A 22,392-nucleotide genomic window follows, 5' to 3' on the forward strand; every position below is an offset into this window, starting at 1 on the left:
ATGATTGAGCAATGCTGGCAAAAGTGGATTGATGCTCGCGATCGCGAGGCTTGCGATCAACTGATTGAAAAATATATGCCACTTGTCGATTATCATGTGCAACGTATTGCTTCATCCCTTCCGAAAAGCGTGAAAAGAGAAGATTTAAAAAGTTTAGCGCTACTTGGCTTATATGATGCGCTAGAAAAGTTCGATCCTTCACGTGATTTAAAATTTGATACGTATGCTTCCTTTCGCATTCGTGGCGCGATTTTAGACGGATTGCGCAAAGAAGATTGGCTCCCACGCAGCGTGCGAGAGAAAGCAAAAAAAATTGAAACGACAATCGAGCAGTTGCAACAAACATATATGCGTGACGTTAGCGCCAAAGAAGTGGCGGAAGCATTAAACATTTCAGAAGATGAAGTGTATGCGGTCATGAGCGAACAGTTTTTCGCCCATGTTTTATCACTCGATGAGCGGCCGTTTGACGATGAAGATGACCAACCAACGTTTACGATTCGTGATGACCGATCTCCGTCACCAGAAGAACATATGTTGCGTGAAGAACAAATTGCGCAACTAGCGAATATCATTCAACAGCTAAATGAAAAAGAACAGCTAGTCATTAGTTTGTTTTATAAAGAGGAATTGACGTTTACAGAAATCGGGCATATTATGGGACTGTCTACGTCACGAATTTCCCAAATTCATGCAAAAGCTTTGTTTAAAATGCGCAAACTGATTGAGCAAGCGATATGACAGTTCTCCATCACTTTTGAAGGAAGTGAGAACATGAGTTTAAAATTAGTCGAGTTACAAGTGGCGTTGCCGAAAACGCATGAACTCGGAAAATGGCAAGAACATTTGCAACAGTACGGACAGCTTGCTCAGCAACAGCTTGCAACAGAAATGAAAAAACAAGATGAGCGCATTCGGCAACAAGTGACGAAAGCGGAACAAAGCGAACGCACGAAATGGAAAAAAGATTCTGAGAAAAAAGAAAAAAGTAAACATCCTTACAAAGGAACACACATTGATTTTATCGGATAAGAGGGATCATATGACGACGTTTTTATGGTTGATCAGCTTCGTTTTGCATGGTGTTTCGCTGTTTCTCATTATTCTTTTATCGTTAAAATGGGCAAAAATTAAAGAGACGGAAAGAGAGCAAGCGGAGCTGATTCGCGAAATGGAAACGATGATGACGACATATTTAATGCAGTTTAAAGAGGAAAACGAACGATTTGTTAAACAAATGACATCATCGACCGTTCGTCAAAAGAAAAAAGAATCCCCCCCTTTGCTTCGAGACGAACAAGTGCGACTTCCAGTTGAAGACGTTGTTGACCGAATAGAGCTATCGTCAACGACGCCGCAGGAAGAGCTCGCCCTTGAGTCGCTCATTTCAGAAGCGTTAAAGCTTCAACAACAAGGAAAAACAATAGATGAAATCGCGAAGGTGCTAAAGCGGGGGAAGACAGAAATAGAGCTTTTGCTTAAATTTCACCAAAAGTAGTTGAATGTGCTTTTTAATTATGATATAGTTCTATTTGGTGTGAATACACACGCTCATCGATTTAAGCAACGGTGCTGCTTTGCAGTCTTGCTTAAAAATGACGTGAGCGGAGGAAAAAAACCATCTAGGAGGATGAAAGATGTCTGTTATTTCAATGAAACAGTTGCTTGAAGCAGGGGTTCACTTCGGGCATCAAACACGTCGTTGGAACCCAAAAATGAAAAAATACATTTTCACTGAGCGCAATGGAATTTACATCATTGACTTGCAAAAAACAGTGAAAAAAGTAGAAGAAGCGTACAACTTCGTCAAAGAACTTGCGGCAAACGGCGGTAAAATTTTATTCGTTGGTACGAAAAAACAAGCGCAAGATTCTGTGAAAGAAGAAGCAGAACGTTCTGGCATGTTCTATGTTAACCAACGTTGGTTAGGTGGAACGTTAACAAACTTCGCAACGATCCAAAAACGTATTAAACGTTTAAAAGAGATCGAAAGAATGGCTGAAGACGGCACATTCGATGTATTGCCTAAAAAAGAAGTGGTAAAACTAAAGAAAGAATTAGAGCGTCTTGAAAAGTTTTTAGGCGGTATTAAAGAAATGAAAGAATTGCCAGATGCGTTATTTGTTATCGACCCACGCAAAGAGCGCATTGCCGTTGCAGAAGCTCGTAAATTAAACATTCCGATCATCGGAATCGTGGATACAAACTGCGATCCAGACGAAATCGACTACGTCATTCCTGCGAACGACGATGCGATTCGCGCTGTGAAACTTCTTACAGCTAAAATTGCGGATGCGATTTTAGAAGCAAAACAAGGCGAAGAAGCCGTTGTCACAGCTGAGTAAACATGTGAAAGGTGATAAGAGGGGGAAGCCTTTTATCACCTTTTTTTAAGAAAAATCGGGCATACTAAGCATACAAACCGTTTTGGTTTGTGTACATACGATTTTGCACATAAAAAAGGAGGATGTTTCATATGGCAATTACTGCTCAAATGGTAAAAGAATTGCGCGAAAAAACAGGCGCAGGAATGATGGACTGCAAAAAGGCATTAACAGAAACAAACGGTGATATGGAAAAAGCGATCGACTGGCTTCGTGAAAAAGGAATGGCGAAAGCAGCGAAAAAAGCGGATCGTATCGCAGCGGAAGGAACAACGTTAATCGAAGTAGATGGAAATACAGCAGTGATTTTAGAAGTAAACTCTGAAACAGACTTCGTTGCGAAAAACGAAGGATTTAAAACATTAGTAAAAGAATTAGCTGACCATTTATTAAAGCATAAACCTGCAACAGTCGAAGAAGCATTACAACAAAAAATGGATAACGGTGCGACAGTAGAAGAACATATCAATGCAGCGATCGCTAAAATTGGTGAAAAAATTACGTTACGTCGCTTTGCGGTTGTTGAAAAAGGAGACAACGCTGTATTCGGTGCATATTTACACATGGGCGGCCGCATCGGCGTATTAACTGTATTAGAAGGTACAACAAATAGTGACATTGCAAAAGATGTAGCGATGCACATTGCTGCAATTAATCCAAAATACGTGTCTCGCGATGAAGTATCTGCAGATGAAATCGCTCGTGAGCGCGAAGTATTAAAACAACAAGCATTAAATGAAGGAAAACCTGAAAACATCGTTGAAAAAATGGTTGAAGGCCGTTTAGGTAAATTCTTTGAAGACATTTGCTTACTTGAGCAAAGTTTCGTGAAAAACCCAGATGTGAAAGTGCGTCAATTTGTAGAGTCTAATGGCGCGACTGTGAAAAGCTTCATCCGTTACGAAGTAGGCGAAGGTATTGAAAAACGTCAAGATAACTTCGCTGAAGAAGTTATGAGCCAAGTTCGTAAGTAATGAAGACAAATAGGGAACACATATGTGTTCCCTATTTTTAAAGAACGGTATGGAGGTTTGCAATGGAAAGCCCAAAATATAAACGTGTCGTTTTAAAATTAAGCGGTGAAGCGTTAGCTGGAGATCAAGGATTTGGAATTAATCCGTCTGTCATTAAATCGATCGCTCAACAAGTAAAAGAAGTAGCTGAACTAGGAGTTGAAGTAGCGGTTGTCGTTGGAGGCGGAAACATTTGGCGTGGAAAAATTGGTAGCGAAATGGGAATGGATCGCGCCACAGCTGATTACATGGGAATGTTAGCAACGGTGATGAACTCGCTCGCGCTGCAAGATAGCTTAGAGCAGCTCGGTGTACAAACGCGTGTGCAAACGTCGATTGAAATGCGCCAAGTAGCTGAGCCGTACATTCGCAGAAGAGCCATTCGTCACTTAGAGAAAAAACGTGTCGTCATTTTTGCGGCAGGAACAGGAAACCCATACTTTTCAACAGATACGACAGCCGCGCTTCGTGCAGCAGAAATTGAAGCGGACGTCATTTTAATGGCGAAAAACAATGTAGACGGTGTATATAGCGCCGATCCAAAAGTGGACAAAAATGCAGTCAAATATGATGAACTATCTTATTTAGATGTCATTAAACAAGGATTAGGTGTGATGGATTCCACAGCTTCGTCGTTATGTATGGATAACGATATTCCGCTCATTGTTTTCTCCATTATGGAAGAAGGAAATATTAAACGTGCTGTATTAGGCGAAAATATCGGAACAATCGTAAGGGGGAAATAACATGCAAGTATTAACAAACGCAAAAGAAAAGATGGATAAAGCCGTTCAAGCTTTTTCACGTGAACTTGCAACGATTCGTGCAGGTCGTGCGAACCCTGCATTATTAGAAAAAATTACAGTCGATTATTACGGCATGCCAACGCCAATTATTCAATTAGCGGGCATTCAAGTGCCAGAAGCGCGCCTTCTTGTCATTCAACCATATGACAAGTCTGTATTGAAAGAAATCGAAAAGGCGATTTTAGCATCAGATTTAGGTTTAACGCCTTCAAACGACGGTTCAGTGATTCGTATCGCCATTCCGCCGCTTACTGAAGAGCGTCGTCGTGAACTCGTTAAGCTTGTGAAAAAATATGCGGAAGAAGCAAAAGTTGCTGTGCGCAACATTCGTCGCGATGCAAACGACGAGTTGAAAAAGCTAGAGAAAAATGGCGAAATTACTGAAGATGAATTGCGCGGTTACACAGAAGATATTCAAAAGCTAACAGACGATCATATCGCAAAAATCGATGCGATCACGAAAGAAAAAGAGAAAGAAGTAATGGAAGTATAAGTCCCTCTATGTTTATAGAGGGTTTTTTGTTATAATTACAAAATAGGGCGCACAGCCTAATTTACGATCGATCGAAGCTGGAGGACATGCGCTTATGTTTGAAAAGATGAAAAGATGGAAAAACAAAGAAGAAGCATATTCAAAAGAAACCGTTTCACAAGGACCGATTCCTGCGCATGTGGCGATCATTATGGACGGAAACGGACGATGGGCGAAAAAGCGGGCATTGCCACGGATGGCTGGGCATTATGAAGGCATGCAAACGGTTCGGAAAATTACGCGCTTTGCCAACGAACTCGGTGTGAAAGTGTTAACATTATATGCGTTTTCAACAGAAAATTGGAAACGGCCGAAAACAGAAGTCGATTATTTAATGCAGCTTCCTGAACAGTTTTTAACGACGTTCTTGCCTGAGTTAATCGCAGAAAATGTGCAAGTGCGCGTCATGGGACATAAAGATCAACTACCTTTACATACGTTACGTGCAGTCGATCAGGCGATCGAAGAGACGAAACAAAATACCGGTTTAATTTTAAACTTCGCCTTAAACTACGGAAGCCGTGCCGAAATTGTACATGCCGTTCAAAAACTTGTTGACGATGTACAAAACGGAACGATTGAAGCAAACGATGTCGATGAACAGCTGTTTCATTCCTATTTAATGACAAATGATTTACCTGATCCTGATTTGCTTATTCGCACAAGCGGAGAAATTCGTTTAAGTAACTTTATGCTTTGGCAATTAGCATATACAGAATTTTGGTTTACGGATGTATTATGGCCAGACTTCACAGAACAACATTTTTTACAGGCGGTACATGAATTTCAACAACGTAGCCGCCGATTTGGAGGCGTATAATTTCATATGAAACAAAGAATTGTGACGGCAATTATTGCAGCTTCAGTCTTTTTACCGATCGTCATATACGGCCGATGGCCATTTTTAGTCTTAACGTATATACTCGCTACGGTTGGTTTATTTGAACTTATTCGCATGAAAAAAATGTCGCTTTTTTCGTTTCCGAGCATCGTTAGTTTTCTTGTATTATGGCTCTTTTTATATCCATATGAACATATGATAAACATATGGATGCTCATCATCGGGCTCTTTTTGTTGCTCATTTATACGGTCATATCGAAAAATGCGTTTACGTTTGATGATGTAGGATTTATGATTGCTTCTTTACTTTACGTAGGCGTTGGATTTTATTCGTTTTTTCAAGTGCGTGAAGCAGGATTGTCATACATTTTTTATGCGCTCTTTTTAATTTGGGCAACGGATAGCGGAGCGTACTTTATTGGTCGAGCGTTCGGAAAACGAAAATTATGGGAGCATATTAGCCCGAATAAAACAGTTGAAGGGGCTGTTGGAGGCATTTTATGTGCGCTTCTTGTCGTCAGTGTTTATGAGTGGCTATCACCATTTGCTCCATCTTTTCCGATGCTGCTCATGGCAACAGTTATTTTATCCGTTTTCGGCCAGCTCGGTGACTTAGTGGAATCCGCGTTCAAACGTCATTATGGAGTAAAAGATTCAGGCGCTATTTTGCCGGGGCATGGAGGCATTTTAGATCGCTTTGACAGTCTGCTATTTATTTTACCGATTTTACATTTGTTTTACCTTATTGCTTAAAAAGGAGTGGACAATTTGCGAGCAATTAGTTTATTAGGAGCAACGGGCTCGATCGGGAAGCAAACATTAGACGTCATTCGTGCTCATCGCGATGCGTTCCGTCTCGTTGCTTTTTCAGCTGGGCGAAATATCGAACAGGCACGGATCATTATTGAACAATTTTCACCGAAAGTTGTATGTGTTGCGCAAAAAGAAGATGCTGACACGTTACAAAGCGAATATATTGGACGAGTGCGCATCGTTTCAGGTGAAGATGGGCTCATTGAAGTAGCGACAATGCAAGAAGCCGACATTGTCGTCAATGCGGTAGTAGGAAGCGTTGGATTAGTGCCGACGTTGAAAGCGATTGAGGCGAAAAAAACCATTGCGTTGGCGAATAAAGAAACGTTAGTTACCGCAGGCCATCTTGTTATGAAGCATGCGGCCGATCACGGTGTGCCGATTTTGCCTGTGGATAGTGAACATTCCGCTATTTTTCAATGTTTACAAGGAGAGCAACAAAAAAATATCGAATGTATTATTTTGACGGCATCCGGCGGTAGTTTTCGTGATCGTACGCGCGAGCAGCTAGAACATGTCACGGTGGAAGAAGCGCTAAAACATCCGAATTGGTCGATGGGAGCAAAAATTACGATCGACTCCGCAACGATGATGAATAAAGGGCTTGAAGTGATCGAAGCACATTGGTTGTTCCATCTACCGTACGAACAAATTGACGTACTTTTACATAAAGAAAGCATCATTCATTCTATGGTGCAATTTCATGATGGAAGCATCATTGCCCAGCTCGGAACGCCAGATATGCGCGTACCGATTCAATATGCGCTAACGTATCCTGATCGTTTTCCGCTACATATTGAACGACTGAACTTGGCTCAAGTAGCTACGTTGCATTTTCAAAAAGTGGACATGAACCGGTTCCGTTGTTTACAATTTGCTTATGAGGCAGGAAACATAGGTGGAACGATGCCGACCGTATTAAATGCAGCAAATGAAGAAGCGGTGGCAGCCTTTTTAACTGGGCAAATATCGTTTTTAGCGATTGAACAATGCATTGAACAAGCGATGGAGCGGCACGTGCCGATTGCCCATCCAGATCTCGAGACGATTCGTGCGGTCGATCGTGAAACGAGACAATATGTAAAATCACTACACATGTAAAAGGTGGTTGAAACGTTGGAAACGGTTATTGCTTTTATTGTCATTTTTGGTGCGCTTGTGTTTTTTCATGAATTAGGGCACTTCATTTTCGCGAAACGGGCAGGCATTTTATGTCGCGAATTTGCGATTGGATTCGGTCCGAAAGTATTTTCAATGAAAAAAGGAGAAACGACATATACGATTCGTTTGCTCCCGCTTGGCGGGTTTGTGCGCATGGCCGGCGAAGATCCAGAAATGATTGACGTGAAGCGCGGTCAAGTTGTCGGCTTATTGTTTCATACAGACGGAAAAGTGAAAAAAGTGATCGTCAATCATAAAGACGAATATCCCGATGCGAAAATCATTGAAGTGGAACGCGCTGATTTTGAACATGAGTTATATATTGAAGGATATGAAGGCGATGATGAGCACTTACAACGCTTTGAATTAAGCGATCCAGCTTACATCGTCATCGATCGAGAAGAAGTGCAAATTGCGCCGTACGATCGTCAATTTGGTTCGAAAACGCTCGGACAACGCGCGATGGCTATTTTTGCTGGTCCGTTAATGAATTTTATTTTAGCGCTTGTCATTTTCATTGTTATTGGACTGCTGCAAGGTTATCCAGTAGATAAACCAGTCATTGGTGAATTGACTGAAGATGGCGCTGCACGTCAAGCTGGGCTACAACAAGGGGATATCGTCATTTCCATTGATGGACAGACGATGTCTTCTTGGACAGATGTTGTGACGGTGATTCGAAAAAGCCCAGAAAAACCGCTCCAATTTCAAGTGAATCGCAACGGTCAAATGATCGATCTTACCGTCACACCAGAAAAGAAAACGATCGAAGGAGAGACGATCGGTTTGATCGGTGTATATGGACCGATGGAAAAATCGTTTGTCGGAGCGATCAAACAAGGAGCGTTAGAAACGTACTATTGGGCAAAAGAAATTATCGTTGGATTAGGACATTTATTAACAGGGAAATTTTCATTTGATATGTTATCTGGACCTGTTGGCATTGCCGTTTCGACTCATAAAGTTGCCCAATCCGGCGTGTATTACTTAATGAAATGGGGAGCGATTTTAAGCATTAACTTAGGGATTATTAACTTGCTTCCACTTCCAGCGCTTGATGGGGGACGGTTAACGTTTTTTGCGATTGAAGCGTTGCGCGGAAAACCGATTGATCGCCAAAAAGAAGGCATCGTACACTTTATCGGATTTGCTCTTCTTATGTTGCTTATGCTTGTTGTTACATGGAATGACATTCAAAAATTTTTCTTATAATTCATGAAGTAAGAGGTGCTAAAAAAGATGAAACAAAGTATGTCGTTTATTCCTACATTACGTGAAGTGCCGGCAGATGCGGAAATTAAAAGCCATCAACTGCTGCTTCGTGCCGGCTTTATTCGTCAAAATGCAAGCGGAGTATATAGCTTTTTGCCGCTTGGTAAGCGCGTGCTACAAAAAATTGAAGCGATCATTCGTGAAGAAATGGAGCGCGCGGGTGCTATTGAACTGTTGATGCCAGCGCTTCAACAGGCAGAATTATGGCAAGAATCAGGTCGTTGGTATTCATACGGACCAGAATTAATGCGTTTAAAAGATCGCCACGATCGCGACTTTGCGCTCGGTGCGACACATGAAGAAGTCATTACGGCGCTCGTTCGTGATGAAGTGAAATCATATAAACGGTTACCGCTTACGCTTTATCAAATTCAAACGAAGTTTCGCGACGAAAAACGTCCGCGCTTCGGTTTGCTTCGTGGTCGCGAATTTATTATGAAAGACGCGTATTCATTCCACGCTTCACAAGAAAGTTTAGACGAAGTGTACAATAAAATGTACGAAGCATATGCGAACGTGTTTCGACGCTGCGGATTAAATTTCCGTGCTGTCATTGCGGATTCTGGTGCAATGGGTGGAAAAGATACGCATGAATTTATGGTTTTATCCGATGTCGGTGAAGACACGATTGCATATTCAGATTCCTCTGATTATGCAGCGAACATTGAAATGGCGCCGGTGATTACGACTTATGAGCGCAGTGATGAACCGCATGCACCGCTTGAGAAAGTGCATACACCAGAACAACGTTCCATTGAAGAAGTAAGCCAATTTCTTCAAGTACCAAAAGAAAAATGCATCAAGTCGTTATTATTTAAAGTAGACGATCGTTATGTGCTCGTTCTTGTGCGCGGTGATCATGAAGTGAATGATGTAAAAGTAAAAAATATACTAGAAGCAACTGTCGTGGAATTAGCAACACCAGAAGAAACGAAGCAAGTGATGAACTGTGAAATTGGTTCACTTGGTCCGATTGGTGTTCGTGATGGTATAATCGTTTTAGCTGACCATGCGGTAAAAGCGATTGTCAATGGCGTGTGCGGAGCGAATGAAGCGCACTATCATTACAAGGGGGTCAATCCAGATCGTGACTTTGCTGCGCAATATGCAGATGTGCGTTTCATTCAAGAAGGAGATCCGTCACCAGATGGAAAAGGAACGATTCGTTTTGCGCGCGGAATTGAAGTTGGACACGTATTTAAACTCGGAACGCGTTATAGCGAAGCGATGAATGCCACGTATTTAGATGAAAACGGACGTACGCAGCCAATGATTATGGGTTGTTATGGTATCGGTGTATCGCGCACGCTTGCTGCGATTGCTGAGCAATATAACGATGAGCATGGACTCATATGGCCAACTGCGGTGGCTCCTTTCCACATTCATTTAATTTCTGTCAATCCAAAAGTGGACGAGCAACGGGAGCTTGCCGATGAATGGTATGCACGTTTGCAACAAGAAGGGTTTGAAGTGTTATATGACGATCGTGCCGAGCGTCCAGGAGTCAAATTTGCCGACAGTGATTTAATTGGGTTACCTGTGCGTGTAACAGTCGGAAAGCGTGCAAACGAAGGAATTGTGGAAGTAAAAGTACGAAAAACAGGTGAAACAGAAGAAGTACACGTGTCGCAATTAGTTGAAACGTTGCGCCGCTACTTATAGGCAGAGAGGGGGTTTCCCCCTCTTTCTGTCGTCTATCGCTCCCAAACGATGTATAAAAAAGAAAGGGAGGTGTACCGTTACATTTTTGTAACGAACAATGATGAGGGAAGAACAAAAAGAACGATTTGCGATTTTATTACAACAACTACAACTTTCTTCGCATATGGCAGATGACTTATTGCATGGACAAATTGAAAAAGTAGTTGTTGATAAACGAATGAAATGTTGGCACTTTTATTTTCGCTTTCCTATGATCTTACGGGCGCACGTATATGCCGAGTTTCGTAAACGACTCATCGAACAATTTCGCCATATTGCCGATGTCCAATGCACGATAGAAGTAGAGGACCAAACGTTTACTGCTGAAGATGTTGTGTCGTACTGGCCGATATTTGTTGACACGATTCAACAAACATCGCCGCTTTTTTCACTACTTACACAACAGCAACCGGAAGTAAAAGGAACGAAAGTCACTGTACAAGCGCGCAATGAGGCAGAAGCGATTGCGTTAAAAAAGCGATTTGCGGAAATGTTCGCTGCGACGTATGTTTCTTTCGGATTTCCACACTTGCAGTTAGAAGCGAGTGTAAAACACGATGAGCAGCAGTTTGAGCAATTTTTAGCGCAAAAACAAAAAGAAGATGAAGAACGAGCGCTAGCCGCGTTTATAGAGGCGATGCCGAAGCAAGAAGAGCCTACTGTAAGTGAAGCAAGCGGTCCGCTTGTGATCGGCTACCAAATTAAAGATGAGGAGCATATTCGTCCGCTCGATCAAATTGTAGAGGAAGAGCGTCGCGTCGTGGTGCAAGGATACATTTTTGATGCTGAAGCAAAAGAACTAAAAAGTGGACGTACGTTATTGACGTTAAAAATGACGGACTACACAAATTCCATTCTTGTCAAAATGTTCTCGCGCGACAAAGAAGATGCCGAGCTTATGCAGCGTGTAAAAAAAGGAATGTGGGTAAAAGTGCGCGGCAGCGTCCAAAATGACACATTCGTGCGCGATCTTGTGCTTATTGCGAACGATTTAAATGAAGTGAAACCGAACGAACGTCAAGATACAGCGGAAGAAAAACGGGTAGAATTGCACGTTCATACACAAATGAGCCAAATGGATGCGGTTGCATCGATCACAAAGCTTGTCGAACAGGCGAAAAAATGGGGACATGAAGCGATTGCTGTCACGGATCATGCAGTCGTTCAATCGTTTCCGGAAGCATATAGCGCGGGAAAAAAATATGGCGTAAAAATTTTATATGGATTAGAGGCAAATATTGTCGATGATGGGGTACCGATCGCTTATAATGAAGCTCATCGACGGCTAATGGACGATACGTTTGTCGTATTTGACGTAGAAACGACAGGGCTTTCTGCTGTATATGATACAATTATTGAATTAGCAGCGGTAAAAGTAAAAAACGGGGAAATTATCGACCGTTTTGAGTCGTTTGCAAATCCGCATCATCCGCTTTCCGCAACGACAATCGAATTAACGAAAATTACAGATGACATGTTAAAAGATGCGCCAGATGTCGAAGAAGTGTTAGAAAAGTTTTATCATTGGATCGATGATTGTGTGCTCGTTGCTCATAATGCGACGTTTGATATCGGTTTTTTAAATGCAGGATTTAAAAAAATTCATCGCGGTAAAGTCAAAAACCCGGTCATTGACACACTTGAACTGGCTCGTTACTTATATCCGGAGTTAAAAAACCATCGTTTAAATACGCTTTGTAAAAAATTTAATATTGAATTAACCCAGCATCATCGCGCCATTTATGACGCAGAAGCGACAGGATATTTACTTATTCATTTGTTAAAAGAACTTGATGAAAAAGGAATTCAATATCTCGATCAATTAAATGAAGCATCGAAAGAACAAGGGGCGTTCCAACGTTCCAGACCTTTTCATGCAACGTTACTTGTACAAAATGAAGTCGGGTTAAAAAATTTATTTAAACTCGTTTCGTTTTCACATGTAAATTATTTTTATCGCGTTCCACGCATTCCACGTTCCGTATTACAACAACATCGGGAAGGGATTTTAGTCGGATCAGGTTGCGATAAAGGCGAACTGTTTGAAGCAATGATGCAAAAAGGAATCGAAGAAGCGGAGGCGATTGCACCGTTTTATGACTTTCTTGAAGTGCATCCGCCAGAAGTATATGCGCCGCTTATTGAGATGGAATATGTACGCGATGAAGAAGCGCTCAAAGAAATTATTACAAACATTGTGCAGCTTGGTGAACGGCTCGGCATTCCGGTTGTCGCGACAGGAAATGTACATTATATCAATCGAGAAGATAAAATATATCGCAAAATTTTAATTCATTCACAATCTGGTGGCAATCCGTTGAATCGTCATGAATTGCCGAACGTTCATTTTCGTACGACAAACGAAATGTTAGAAGCATTTTTGTTTCTTGGTGAACAAAAGGCGAAAGAAATTGTTATTACAAATACGAAAAAAATTGCCCATTCTATCGAAGAAGTGAAGCCGATTAAAGATGAATTGTACACACCGAAAATTGAAGGGGCGGACGAAGAAATTCGTCGGATGAGTTATGAACGCGCGAAAAGCATTTATGGTGATCCGCTGCCAGACATCGTTGAAAAACGATTAGAAAAAGAATTAAAAAGCATTATTGGCCACGGGTTTGCGGTCATTTATTTAATTTCTCATAAACTTGTAAAGAAATCGCTCGATGATGGATATCTCGTCGGTTCACGCGGTTCGGTCGGCTCATCATTTGTCGCAACGATGACAGAGATTACGGAAGTGAACCCGCTTCCACCGCACTATGTTTGTCCGAACTGTAAACATTCTGAGTTTTTTGATGACGGTTCAGTCGGTTCTGGCTTTGACTTGCCAGATAAAAACTGTCCGCAATGTGGCGCGCGGTACAATAAAGATGGTCACGATATTCCGTTCGAGACGTTTTTAGGGTTTAAAGGAGATAAAGTGCCAGACATTGATTTGAACTTTTCAGGTGAATATCAACCGCGAGCGCATAACTATACGAAAGTGTTATTCGGTGAAGATAACGTATATCGTGCAGGAACGATCGGTACCGTCGCGGACAAAACAGCATACGGATTTGTCAAAGGGTATATAAACGATCAAAACCTTCATGTGCGCGGGGCAGAAATTGATCGCTTAGCAGCAGGATGTACAGGAGTGAAGCGAACGACTGGACAACATCCAGGGGGGATTATCGTCGTTCCAGATTACATGGATATTTATGACTTTACGCCGATTCAATATCCAGCCGACGATACAAGTGCGGAATGGCGCACGACGCATTTTGACTTCCACTCGATTCATGATAACTTATTAAAACTCGATATTCTCGGACACGATGATCCAACGGTCATTCGGATGTTGCAAGATTTAAGTGGAATTGATCCAAAGACAATACCGACAGACGATCCGGAAGTGATGAAAATTTTTAGTAGTACACAATCGCTTGGCGTGACGCCGGAACAAATTATGTGTAACACCGGAACGCTCGGCATCCCAGAGTTCGGTACAAGATTTGTTCGTCAAATGTTAGAAGAAACAAAACCGAAAACATTTTCAGAGCTTGTACAAATTTCTGGACTATCGCACGGAACGGACGTTTGGCTCGGCAATGCACAAGAGCTCATTCAAAATGGGACATGTACGTTATCAGAAGTGATTGGATGTCGCGACGACATTATGGTGTATTTAATTTATCGTGGATTAGAGCCGTCGTTAGCGTTTAAAATTATGGAGTCCGTCCGAAAAGGAAAAGGATTAACGCCAGAGTTTGAAGAAGAAATGCGTAAACATGATGTGCCAGAATGGTACATTGAGTCATGTAAAAAAATTAAATATATGTTCCCGAAAGCGCATGCCGCTGCTTACGTGCTTATGGCTGTTCGCATTGCATACTTTAAAGTCCATCATCCGCTTCTTTATTACGCATCGTATTTTACCGTGCGTGCGGAAGATTTTGATTTAGATGCGATGATTCAAGGGTCTGCTGCGATACGTAGACGAATTGAAGAAATTCAAGCAAAAGGGCTTGATGCGTCTGCGAAAGAAAAAAGCTTGTTGACTGTGCTTGAAATTGCCCTTGAAATGTGTGAACGAGGATTTTCATTTAAAAATATTGATTTGTATCGTTCGCAAGCCACAGAGTTTGTTATTGACGGAAATTCGCTTATTCCGCCGTTTAATGCGATTCCTGGGCTAGGGACAAACGTCGCGCAAAGCATTGTACGCGCTCGCGAAGAAGGGGAATTTTTATCGAAAGAAGATTTGCAACAACGCGGCAAAGTATCGAAAACGATTTTAGAATATCTCGAAAGTCGTGGATGTTTGCAGTCGCTACCAGATCACAATCAATTATCACTATTTTGAATGAGTTGCAATTTTTTTGCCAATATGTTATAGTTCTAGTGGAAATGGTAAAGATAATGGACAAAAAGAGTGGGGAAACCCACTCTTTCGTATTGATTCGAGATTCCTTGCCAGCCGCAAGGGATTTTCTTGCAGTTAGGAGGACCAACATGAAAAAAGTGACGCACATCGTTGAGGAGCTCGTCACCCCGATCGTGACAGATATGGGGTTAGAACTTGTCGACATTGAATATGTGAAAGAAGGAAAGAACTGGTTTTTGCGCGTCTTTATTGATTCACCAACTGGAATTGATATCGATCAATGCGGTGTCGTAAGCGAGCGATTAAGTGAAAAGCTTGATGAAATCGATCCGATTCCGCACAATTACTTTTTAGAAGTATCGTCACCAGGGGCGGAACGTCCGCTTAAAAAGGCAAAAGATTTTGAACGTGCCGTTGGGAAAAACGTTTATGTGAAAACGTATGAGCCAATTGATGGTCAAAAAGAATTTGAAGGACGGTTAACTGCATTTGATGGTCAAACGGTGACCGTAGAAGTAAAAGTCAAAACAAAGAAAAAAATGGTGACGATTCCATACGAAAAAGTAGCTAGTGCACGGCTAGCTGTCATTTTCTCTTAATTCACATTAAAGGGGGACGACTGGTTCATGAATACAGAATTGTTAGATGCCTTAACAGCGCTTGAGCGCGATAAAGGCATTAGTAAAGAAGTGCTAATTGAAGCGATTGAAGCGGCCATTGTATCCGCTTATAAACGCAATTTTAATCAAGCGCAAAACGTTCGTGTCGATTTTAATCAAGAGACAGGGACAATTCGTGTATTTGCTCGCAAAGAAGTAGTCGATGAAGTGTACGATTCACGCTTAGAAATTTCACTTGATGAAGCAAAGCGAATAAACCCGAATTATCAAGTAGGCGATGTCGTTGAAATTGAAGTGACGCCGAAAAACTTCGGACGCATCGCTGCGCAAACAGCAAAGCAAGTCGTCACGCAACGCGTTCGCGAAGCAGAGCGTGGAGTCATTTATGCCGAATTTGTTGACCGAGAAGAAGATATTATGACAGGTATTGTTCAGCGGACGGATTCGAAATTTATTTACGTCAGCCTCGGCAAAATTGAGGCGTTGCTTCCGGTGAGCGAACAAATGCCGAATGAAACGTATAAGCCACATGATCGCATTAAAGTGTACATTACAAAAGTCGAAAAAACGACAAAAGGTCCACAAATTTACGTATCGCGCACGCATCCAGGTTTATTAAAGCGATTGTTTGAATTAGAAGTACCAGAAATTTATGACGGTACGGTAGAAATTAAATCGGTTGCACGCGAAGCAGGAGATCGCTCAAAAATTTCTGTTCATTCCGATAACCCAGAAGTCGATCCGGTTGGTGCATGTGTTGGACCTAAAGGACAACGGGTGCAAGCGATCGTAAACGAGTTAAAAGGCGAAAAAATCGACATCGTTCGTTGGTCAGCGGATCCTGTTGAATTTGTCGCTAATGCGTTAAGCCCATCCAAAGTGCTTGACGTCATCGTCAATGAAGAAGAAAAAGCGACAACGGTCATCGTACCAGATTATCAACTTTCACTTGCTATTGGGAAACGTGGACAAAACGCTCGTTTAGCAGCGAAATTAACAAATTGGAAAATTGATATTAAAAGTCAGTCTGAAGCGGAGCAATTAGGTATTTACCCTCGTTCTTCATCATCGTTCCAAGTTGACGAAGAGGAGATTAGTGAGGTGGAATAATATGCCAAAAAAAATTCCGATGCGCAAATGTGTTGTCACAGGGGAAATGAAGCCGAAAAAAGAGCTCATTCGCATCGTTCGTTCAAAAGAAGGCGACGTATCGATTGACCCGACAGGAAAAAAAGCGGGACGAGGTGCATACATTACGCTAAGTAAAGAATGCATTTTGCTTGCGAAAAAGAAAAATACGCTTGCGCATCATTTGAAAGCGACTATTGACGATTCGATTTACGAACAGCTATTACAGCTCGCCGAGAAGGAGAATGGAGAAACAAATGAATCATAAACCGTGGGCTTCTTTTCTCGGATTAGCGAATCGGGCGCGCAAAGTCATTTCGGGAGAAGAGCTCGTTGTGAAAGAAATTCAGCGTAAGCGCGTGAAGCTTGTCATTTTATCGGAAGATGCGTCAGAAAATACGAGAAAAAAAATTTCCGATAAATGTGTGTTTTATCGCGTTCCGCTTTGTTATGTAGACAATCGCTATGAATTAGGTGGAGCGATTGGCAAAGGAGCACGGGTCGTTGTAGCAATTACGGATGAAGGATTCGCACAAAAGCTAAAAACGATGCTCTAACATTTTGGGGGTGAATGTATGTCAAAAATGCGTGTATACGAATATGCCAAAAAACATAACGTGTCAAGTAAAGATGTCATCCATAAATTAAAAGAAATGAACATCGACGTATCGAACCATATGACGATGATTGAAGCGGATGTTGTCGAACAACTCGATCGTTCGTTCAAAAAAGAACAAAAGCAAGAGCAAAAACAAGAAACGAAAAAAGAAGAAAAGAAAGCACCTGTAAAAAAACCTGTTTTAGAACAGTTTGAAGAAGATGACGATGAAGTCATTCAAACGAAAGTGCCGATCAAAAAAGCAGTAGTAAAAAATCGCGAAGGGAAAAAACACGACTTGCAAATTCAACAAAAAGAAAAGAAAATTTTCAATAACAAAAAAAATAAAAAACAAAAACCTCAACAAGCTCCACAACAAGAAGTGCAAAAGAAAAAAGAAAAAGAGCTTCCGAAAAAAATTACATTTGAAGGTTCTTTAACGGTCGCGGAGTTAGCAAAAAAATTAGGCAAAGAGCCTTCTGAAATTATTAAAAAGCTATTTATGCTTGGCATCATTGCAACAATTAACAAAGATTTGGACAAAGATGCGATCGAGCTCATTTGCTCTGACTACGGTGTAGAAGTAGAAGAAAAGGTAACGATTGACGAAACAGAATTTGAAACGATTGAAATCGTTGATCATCCAGAAGATTTAGTTGAACGTCCGCCTGTTGTCACAATTATGGGACACGTTGACCACGGAAAAACAACGTTGCTTGACTCGATTCGCCATACGAAAGTAACGGAGCAAGAAGCTGGCGGTATTACACAACATATCGGTGCGTATCAAGTTGTTGTAAACGGCAAAAAAATCACATTTTTAGATACACCTGGTCACGAAGCGTTCACAACGATGCGTGCACGCGGTGCACAAGTGACAGATATCGTCATTCTTGTTGTCGCAGCAGATGACGGAGTGATGCCGCAAACCGTTGAAGCGATTAACCATGCGAAAGCGGCAAAGGTTCCAATTATCGTCGCGGTCAATAAAATCGATAAGCCTACAGCGAATCCAGATCGCGTCATGCAAGAGCTAATGGAATATGAGCTCGTTCCAGAAGAATGGGGCGGCGATACAATTTATTGTAAGCTATCTGCGTTAACAGGCGAAGGGATTGACAACTTGCTTGAAATGATTTTGCTTGTGAGCGAAATGGAAGAGTTAAAAGCAAATCCAAACCGTCGTGCGACGGGAACGGTCATTGAAGCGAAGCTCGATAAAGGTCGCGGTCCAGTGGCAACGCTTCTCGTTCAATCAGGTACGTTGCGCGTTGGTGATCCGATCGTTGTCGGTTATACGTACGGACGTGTACGGGCGATGACGAACGATCTAGGACGCCGTGTAAAAGAAGCGGGTCCATCGACACCGGTTGAAATTACCGGATTAAACGAGGTGCCGCAAGCAGGCGATCGCTTCATGGTGTTTGAGGACGAGAAAAAAGCACGTCAAATTGGCGAAGCTCGCGCACAAAAGCAAATTGTGCAACAACGAAGCGTAAAAGCGCGCGTTAGCTTAGACGACTTGTTTGAAAAAATTAAGCAAGGCGAAATGAAAGAATTAAATATTATTGTCAAAGCCGACGTACAAGGTTCTGTAGAAGCGCTCGTTGCGGCATTGCAAAAAATCGAAGTCGAAGGAGTACGCGTGAAAATTATTCACTCCGGTGTAGGTGCGGTGACGGAATACGATATTATGCTTGCATCTGCATCAAATGCGATTGTCATCGGCTTTAACGTTCGTCCAGATGCGAACGCAAAACGTGTCGCGGAAGCAGAAAAAGTCGATATTCGTCTCCATCGCATCATTTACAAAGTCATCGAAGAAATTGAAGCAGCGATGAAAGGGATGCTTGATCCAGAGTACGAAGAAAAAGTGATCGGTCAGGCGGAAGTGCGTCAAACGTTCAAAGTATCAAAAGTTGGTACCATTGCAGGATGCTATGTGACAGATGGAAAAATTACGCGCGATAGCAGCGTCCGTCTCATTCGTCAAGGCATCGTCGTTTACGAAGGACAAATTGATACGTTAAAACGTTACAAAGACGATGTAAAAGAAGTCGCACAAGGATACGAGTGCGGGATAACGATTAAAAACTTTAATGACATTAAAGAAGGAGACGTCATTGAAGCATATATTATGCAAGAAGTGGAGCGCAAATGATCGGATACGTCGAATGTGAATGCATCATTTACGACGTCCAATCATTAAAAGAAAAACGAGCCGTGTTGCAACGCATTGTCACACGGCTTAAACAAAAATATAATATATCAGTAGCCGAAGTAGATTACCAAAACGTATGGCAACGAACGAAGCTAGGGATTGTAGCGATTACAGCCGAGCGAACAGCGACGGAACAAGAGCTACATCGGGCGTTACAATTTATCGATTCGTTTCCAGAAATCGAACGAACGGTTACAACATTCGAGTGGTTTTAATCGAGGTGATGACAATGAGTTTGCGAGCCACACGTGTAGGCGAACAAATGAAAAAAGAATTAAGCGATATTATCGGACGCAAACTAAAAGACCCGCGCATCGGTTTCGTTACCGTAACAGATGTTCGTGTAACGGGTGATTTGCAACAAGCAAAAGTGTATATTTCTGTTCTTGGTGATGAAGAACAAAAGAAAAATACGCTAAAAGGGTTAGCGAAAGCGACGGGCTTTATCCGTTCAGAAATTGGCCAGCGTATTCGTTTGCGCAAAACACCTGAAATTTACTTTGAAATTGATGAAACGATCGATTACGGTCAACGAATTGAAAGCTTAATTAAACAAATTTCCGAAGAAAAAGAACATAAAGAAGAATAATGGATAGACGTGCGTCTATCCATTTCCGCTATTTTAGAGGTGAAGCGATGGACGGAGTGTTATTGTTACATAAACCTGCAGGCATGACGTCACACGACTGCGTCATGCGCATTCGTAAATTATTTCAAACGAAAAAAGTTGGTCATACCGGAACGCTTGATCCTGACGTAAGTGGTGTATTGCCAATTTGCATCGGCAAAGCAACAAAAATCGTTGAACTACTAACAGCGGAGAGAAAAACTTATGAAGGAGAAGTGACGTTAGGCATAGCGACGACAACAGAAGATGCATCAGGTGACATCGTTTCAGAGAAGCCGATTGAACAGCCGATTTTTCGTCATGACATTGAACGAGTATTCGCTAATCTCACTGGGGACATTGAACAAGTTCCACCGATGTATTCTGCAGTAAAAGTAAATGGAAAAAAACTGTATGAGTATGCACGCGCAGGTATTGACGTAGAACGACCGAAACGAAACGTCCACATTTTTGAACTGCTCCTTCTTGATGACAGACAAGTATTTACAGGTGAACGGATATCGTTTCGTTTTCGCGTGACATGTAGTAAAGGGACATACGTGCGTACACTCGCTGTTCAAATCGGCGAGCGACTTGGGTATCCGGCGCACATGTCACATCTTGTTCGCACAGCGTCAGGACCGTTTACGCTCGATCAATGCGTGTCGTTTGCTGACATCGAACAGCATGTCGTAGCTGGTACAGCGCATACGTTACTTTTACCGATTAAACGAGCGCTAGCTCATTTCCCAACGTATGTCATGAGTAAGGAAGAAGAGGAAAAAGTAAAACATGGGGCGCTTTTACCTATTCTACCTTCTATGCCAGAGCGTCTGTTAATGGTTAATGAACAAGGTGAAGCGTTAGCGATTTATATGCCTCATCCGACAAAGCAAAGCTATATGAAACCTTTAAAAGTATTGTAGGTGAAAAAGATGAAAACCATTTGGCTGTCCCATCCGTTAAACAAAAAAAATGATGCTCCGCTTGTTATGGCGCTCGGTTATTTTGACGGCGTTCATCTTGGGCATCAAAAAGTCATTCAAACGGCAAAACAAATCGCTGATCAATATGGATACAAAAGCGCGGTCATGACGTTCCATCCGCATCCGTCGGTCGTGCTCGGACGCTCACAACAACATGTTCGATTTATTACACCATTAAAGGAAAAAGAAAAACAAATTGCAAAACTTGGCGTCGATTATTTATACGTTGTTGAATTTACGCCTGAATTTGCTTATTTGTTGCCGCAACAATTTGTCGATGAATACATCATTGGTCTTGGTGTGAAGCATGTCGTGGCAGGATTTGATTTTACGTACGGCCGCTTAGGAAAAGGGACGATGGAAACATTGCCATTTCATTCTCGTGAACAATTTACGCAAACCGTCATTCCAAAACAGACGTTTGGGGAAGAAAAAATTAGCTCCACATATATTCGGCAACGGTTAGCTGAAGGGGACGTGGAACAGCTACCTTATTTGCTCGGAAGATGGTATGAAGTAACAGGCACAGTCATTCATGGGGATAAACGCGGACGGACGATTGGATTTCCAACGGCAAACGTTGCGCTTGACGATGACTATATAATCCCGCGCATTGGTGTATATGCTGTCACGGTAACGATAGATGGCAACACGTGGACGGGAGTATGCAACGTCGGGTATAAGCCGACGTTCCACGCCCAACAACAAAAAGATCCAACGATTGAAGTGCATTTGTTTGACTTTTCAGCAGACATTTACGGTGCGCATGTATGTATTCAATGGCATAAACGATTGCGTGATGAACGAGCATTTTCTTCCGTTCACGAGCTCGTTGAACAAATTCATCGCGATGCTCAAGCGGCACGCGAATATTTTCAAAATCCCCTTGCATTTTATCGGAAAAACATGTATTCTATTTAATGTATGTTAACCATTGCTGGGCAAGACGAGTCACCGCCGTTTGCTCGGTAACTGGGGTTGAAAAAAGAGGAGGTGAACAAGGATGGCATTAACACAAGAGCGTAAAAACGAGATCATCAACCAGTTCAAAATTCACGAAACTGACACAGGTTCTCCAGAAGTACAAGTTGCTATCCTTACAGAGCAAATTAACAACTTGAACGAACATTTACGTGTTCATCGTAAGGACCATCATTCTCGTCGTGGTCTTTTGAAAATGGTTGGTCGTCGTCGTAACTTACTTACGTATTTACGTAACAAAGACATCAACCGTTATCGTGAATTGATTAACAAACTCGGATTACGCCGATAAGTAAAAAGCGGGAGCATTCCCGCTTTTTATTAGTATTTGCGCCGATATTTGCTTATACTAAAAC

General features: G+C 41.9%; 23 protein-coding genes. All 23 read left to right on the forward strand.

Annotation, left to right across the window (positions count from 1 at the left end):
* The 23 genes from AFK25_RS05785 to rpsO all read left to right on the forward strand — a co-directional run bounded on the left by AFK25_RS05785 (window position 1) and on the right by rpsO (window position 22,328).
* Complete coding sequence (locus tag AFK25_RS05785) at window positions 1–741, forward strand: FliA/WhiG family RNA polymerase sigma factor (RefSeq protein WP_035065839.1); 741 nt, start codon at window positions 1–3, stop codon at window positions 739–741.
* Window positions 742–774: 33 nt separating this feature from the next.
* Window positions 775–1,032 (forward strand): hypothetical protein, encoded by a 258-nt coding sequence (locus AFK25_RS05790; RefSeq protein ID WP_035065836.1) that lies wholly within the window; start codon window positions 775–777, stop codon window positions 1,030–1,032.
* 10 nt (window positions 1,033–1,042) lie between these two features.
* Complete coding sequence (locus AFK25_RS05795) at window positions 1,043–1,498, forward strand: hypothetical protein (protein WP_019418441.1); 456 nt, start codon at window positions 1,043–1,045, stop codon at window positions 1,496–1,498.
* A gap of 139 nt (window positions 1,499–1,637) precedes the next feature.
* A complete protein-coding gene (gene rpsB / locus AFK25_RS05800; RefSeq protein WP_021094186.1) occupies window positions 1,638–2,345 on the forward strand; it encodes a 30S ribosomal protein S2 in 708 nt (235 codons plus the stop codon).
* 131 nt (window positions 2,346–2,476) lie between these two features.
* On the forward strand, window positions 2,477–3,358 hold the full coding sequence (tsf, locus tag AFK25_RS05805; protein ID WP_009732916.1) for a translation elongation factor Ts: 882 nt from the start codon (window positions 2,477–2,479) through the stop codon (window positions 3,356–3,358).
* Between the two features lie 62 nt (window positions 3,359–3,420).
* Window positions 3,421–4,143 (forward strand): UMP kinase, encoded by a 723-nt coding sequence (pyrH, locus tag AFK25_RS05810; protein WP_009732917.1) that lies wholly within the window; start codon window positions 3,421–3,423, stop codon window positions 4,141–4,143.
* A 1-nt stretch (window position 4,144) separates the two neighbouring features.
* Window positions 4,145–4,696, forward strand: coding sequence for a ribosome recycling factor (gene frr, locus AFK25_RS05815; protein WP_009732918.1), 552 nt, complete (start codon window positions 4,145–4,147; stop codon window positions 4,694–4,696).
* Between the two features lie 94 nt (window positions 4,697–4,790).
* The gene (locus AFK25_RS05820; protein ID WP_035065826.1) at window positions 4,791–5,555 is read left to right on the forward strand and encodes an undecaprenyl pyrophosphate synthase; all 765 of its coding nucleotides are present in this window, start codon (window positions 4,791–4,793) and stop codon (window positions 5,553–5,555) included.
* 6 nt (window positions 5,556–5,561) lie between these two features.
* Window positions 5,562–6,329: a phosphatidate cytidylyltransferase gene (locus AFK25_RS05825; protein ID WP_009732920.1), complete on the forward strand. Its 768-nt coding sequence runs from the start codon at window positions 5,562–5,564 to the stop codon at window positions 6,327–6,329.
* 6 nt (window positions 6,330–6,335) lie between these two features.
* Window positions 6,336–7,490 carry a 1-deoxy-D-xylulose-5-phosphate reductoisomerase gene (dxr, locus tag AFK25_RS05830; RefSeq protein WP_081957717.1) on the forward strand — a complete coding sequence of 385 codons (1,155 nt, stop codon included), beginning with the start codon at window positions 6,336–6,338 and terminating at the stop codon, window positions 7,488–7,490.
* Window positions 7,491–7,505: 15 nt separating this feature from the next.
* Window positions 7,506–8,762: an RIP metalloprotease RseP gene (gene rseP / locus AFK25_RS05835; protein ID WP_035065820.1), complete on the forward strand. Its 1,257-nt coding sequence runs from the start codon at window positions 7,506–7,508 to the stop codon at window positions 8,760–8,762.
* 27 nt (window positions 8,763–8,789) lie between these two features.
* Window positions 8,790–10,484, forward strand: coding sequence for a proline--tRNA ligase (locus AFK25_RS05840; protein ID WP_009732923.1), 1,695 nt, complete (start codon window positions 8,790–8,792; stop codon window positions 10,482–10,484).
* A gap of 97 nt (window positions 10,485–10,581) precedes the next feature.
* Window positions 10,582–14,874, forward strand: coding sequence for a PolC-type DNA polymerase III (locus AFK25_RS05845; protein ID WP_035065817.1), 4,293 nt, complete (start codon window positions 10,582–10,584; stop codon window positions 14,872–14,874).
* Between the two features lie 149 nt (window positions 14,875–15,023).
* Window positions 15,024–15,494, forward strand: a complete 471-nt coding sequence (rimP, locus tag AFK25_RS05850) for a ribosome maturation factor RimP (RefSeq protein ID WP_026011822.1) — start codon at window positions 15,024–15,026, stop codon at window positions 15,492–15,494.
* A gap of 27 nt (window positions 15,495–15,521) precedes the next feature.
* Entirely contained in the window at window positions 15,522–16,625 is a 1,104-nt protein-coding gene (gene nusA, locus AFK25_RS05855; protein ID WP_006322329.1) for a transcription termination factor NusA, read from the forward strand.
* 1 nt (window position 16,626) lies between these two features.
* Window positions 16,627–16,911 carry an RNase P modulator RnpM gene (rnpM, locus tag AFK25_RS05860; protein ID WP_009732926.1) on the forward strand — a complete coding sequence of 95 codons (285 nt, stop codon included), beginning with the start codon at window positions 16,627–16,629 and terminating at the stop codon, window positions 16,909–16,911.
* The gene (locus AFK25_RS05865) at window positions 16,901–17,200 is read left to right on the forward strand and encodes a YlxQ family RNA-binding protein (RefSeq protein WP_020424598.1); all 300 of its coding nucleotides are present in this window, start codon (window positions 16,901–16,903) and stop codon (window positions 17,198–17,200) included. Before rnpM ends, AFK25_RS05865 begins: the two co-directional genes overlap by 11 nt.
* Before the next feature lie 18 nt (window positions 17,201–17,218).
* Window positions 17,219–19,402 (forward strand): translation initiation factor IF-2, encoded by a 2,184-nt coding sequence (infB, locus tag AFK25_RS05870; protein ID WP_009732928.1) that lies wholly within the window; start codon window positions 17,219–17,221, stop codon window positions 19,400–19,402.
* Window positions 19,399–19,677, forward strand: coding sequence for a DUF503 domain-containing protein (locus AFK25_RS05875; RefSeq protein ID WP_009732929.1), 279 nt, complete (start codon window positions 19,399–19,401; stop codon window positions 19,675–19,677). Before infB ends, AFK25_RS05875 begins: the two co-directional genes overlap by 4 nt.
* 14 nt (window positions 19,678–19,691) lie before the next feature.
* On the forward strand, window positions 19,692–20,051 hold the full coding sequence (gene rbfA / locus AFK25_RS05880) for a 30S ribosome-binding factor RbfA (protein ID WP_003394813.1): 360 nt from the start codon (window positions 19,692–19,694) through the stop codon (window positions 20,049–20,051).
* A 47-nt stretch (window positions 20,052–20,098) separates the two neighbouring features.
* Window positions 20,099–20,995, forward strand: coding sequence for a tRNA pseudouridine(55) synthase TruB (gene truB, locus AFK25_RS05885; RefSeq protein ID WP_035065813.1), 897 nt, complete (start codon window positions 20,099–20,101; stop codon window positions 20,993–20,995).
* Between the two features lie 9 nt (window positions 20,996–21,004).
* Complete coding sequence (ribF, locus tag AFK25_RS05890; protein ID WP_026011824.1) at window positions 21,005–21,976, forward strand: bifunctional riboflavin kinase/FAD synthetase; 972 nt, start codon at window positions 21,005–21,007, stop codon at window positions 21,974–21,976.
* 82 nt (window positions 21,977–22,058) lie between these two features.
* Entirely contained in the window at window positions 22,059–22,328 is a 270-nt protein-coding gene (rpsO, locus tag AFK25_RS05895; protein WP_003394805.1) for a 30S ribosomal protein S15, read from the forward strand.
* Window positions 22,329–22,392: the final 64 nt, after the last annotated feature.

It is taken from the genome of Anoxybacillus gonensis (assembly GCF_001187595.1).
GTDB classification, from domain to species: domain Bacteria; phylum Bacillota; class Bacilli; order Bacillales; family Anoxybacillaceae; genus Anoxybacillus; species Anoxybacillus gonensis.

Bases quoted from the DNA above. Each gene is read 5' to 3' on its own strand.
- AFK25_RS05785 (WP_035065839.1), top strand. From the start codon at position 1: ATGATTGAGCAATGCTGGCAAAAGTGGATTGATGCTCGCGATCGCGAG.
- AFK25_RS05790 (WP_035065836.1), top strand. From the start codon at position 775: ATGAGTTTAAAATTAGTCGAGTTACAAGTGGCGTTGCCGAAAACGCAT.
- AFK25_RS05795 (WP_019418441.1), top strand. From the start codon at position 1,043: ATGACGACGTTTTTATGGTTGATCAGCTTCGTTTTGCATGGTGTTTCG.
- rpsB (WP_021094186.1), top strand. From the start codon at position 1,638: ATGTCTGTTATTTCAATGAAACAGTTGCTTGAAGCAGGGGTTCACTTC.
- tsf (WP_009732916.1), top strand. From the start codon at position 2,477: ATGGCAATTACTGCTCAAATGGTAAAAGAATTGCGCGAAAAAACAGGC.
- pyrH (WP_009732917.1), top strand. From the start codon at position 3,421: ATGGAAAGCCCAAAATATAAACGTGTCGTTTTAAAATTAAGCGGTGAA.
- frr (WP_009732918.1), top strand. From the start codon at position 4,145: ATGCAAGTATTAACAAACGCAAAAGAAAAGATGGATAAAGCCGTTCAA.
- AFK25_RS05820 (WP_035065826.1), top strand. From the start codon at position 4,791: ATGTTTGAAAAGATGAAAAGATGGAAAAACAAAGAAGAAGCATATTCA.
- AFK25_RS05825 (WP_009732920.1), top strand. From the start codon at position 5,562: ATGAAACAAAGAATTGTGACGGCAATTATTGCAGCTTCAGTCTTTTTA.
- AFK25_RS05840 (WP_009732923.1), top strand. From the start codon at position 8,790: ATGAAACAAAGTATGTCGTTTATTCCTACATTACGTGAAGTGCCGGCA.
- AFK25_RS05845 (WP_035065817.1), top strand. From the start codon at position 10,582: ATGATGAGGGAAGAACAAAAAGAACGATTTGCGATTTTATTACAACAA.
- rimP (WP_026011822.1), top strand. From the start codon at position 15,024: ATGAAAAAAGTGACGCACATCGTTGAGGAGCTCGTCACCCCGATCGTG.
- nusA (WP_006322329.1), top strand. From the start codon at position 15,522: ATGAATACAGAATTGTTAGATGCCTTAACAGCGCTTGAGCGCGATAAA.
- rnpM (WP_009732926.1), top strand. From the start codon at position 16,627: ATGCCAAAAAAAATTCCGATGCGCAAATGTGTTGTCACAGGGGAAATG.
- AFK25_RS05865 (WP_020424598.1), top strand. From the start codon at position 16,901: ATGAATCATAAACCGTGGGCTTCTTTTCTCGGATTAGCGAATCGGGCG.
- infB (WP_009732928.1), top strand. From the start codon at position 17,219: ATGTCAAAAATGCGTGTATACGAATATGCCAAAAAACATAACGTGTCA.
- AFK25_RS05875 (WP_009732929.1), top strand. From the start codon at position 19,399: ATGATCGGATACGTCGAATGTGAATGCATCATTTACGACGTCCAATCA.
- rbfA (WP_003394813.1), top strand. From the start codon at position 19,692: ATGAGTTTGCGAGCCACACGTGTAGGCGAACAAATGAAAAAAGAATTA.
- truB (WP_035065813.1), top strand. From the start codon at position 20,099: ATGGACGGAGTGTTATTGTTACATAAACCTGCAGGCATGACGTCACAC.
- ribF (WP_026011824.1), top strand. From the start codon at position 21,005: ATGAAAACCATTTGGCTGTCCCATCCGTTAAACAAAAAAAATGATGCT.
- rpsO (WP_003394805.1), top strand. From the start codon at position 22,059: ATGGCATTAACACAAGAGCGTAAAAACGAGATCATCAACCAGTTCAAA.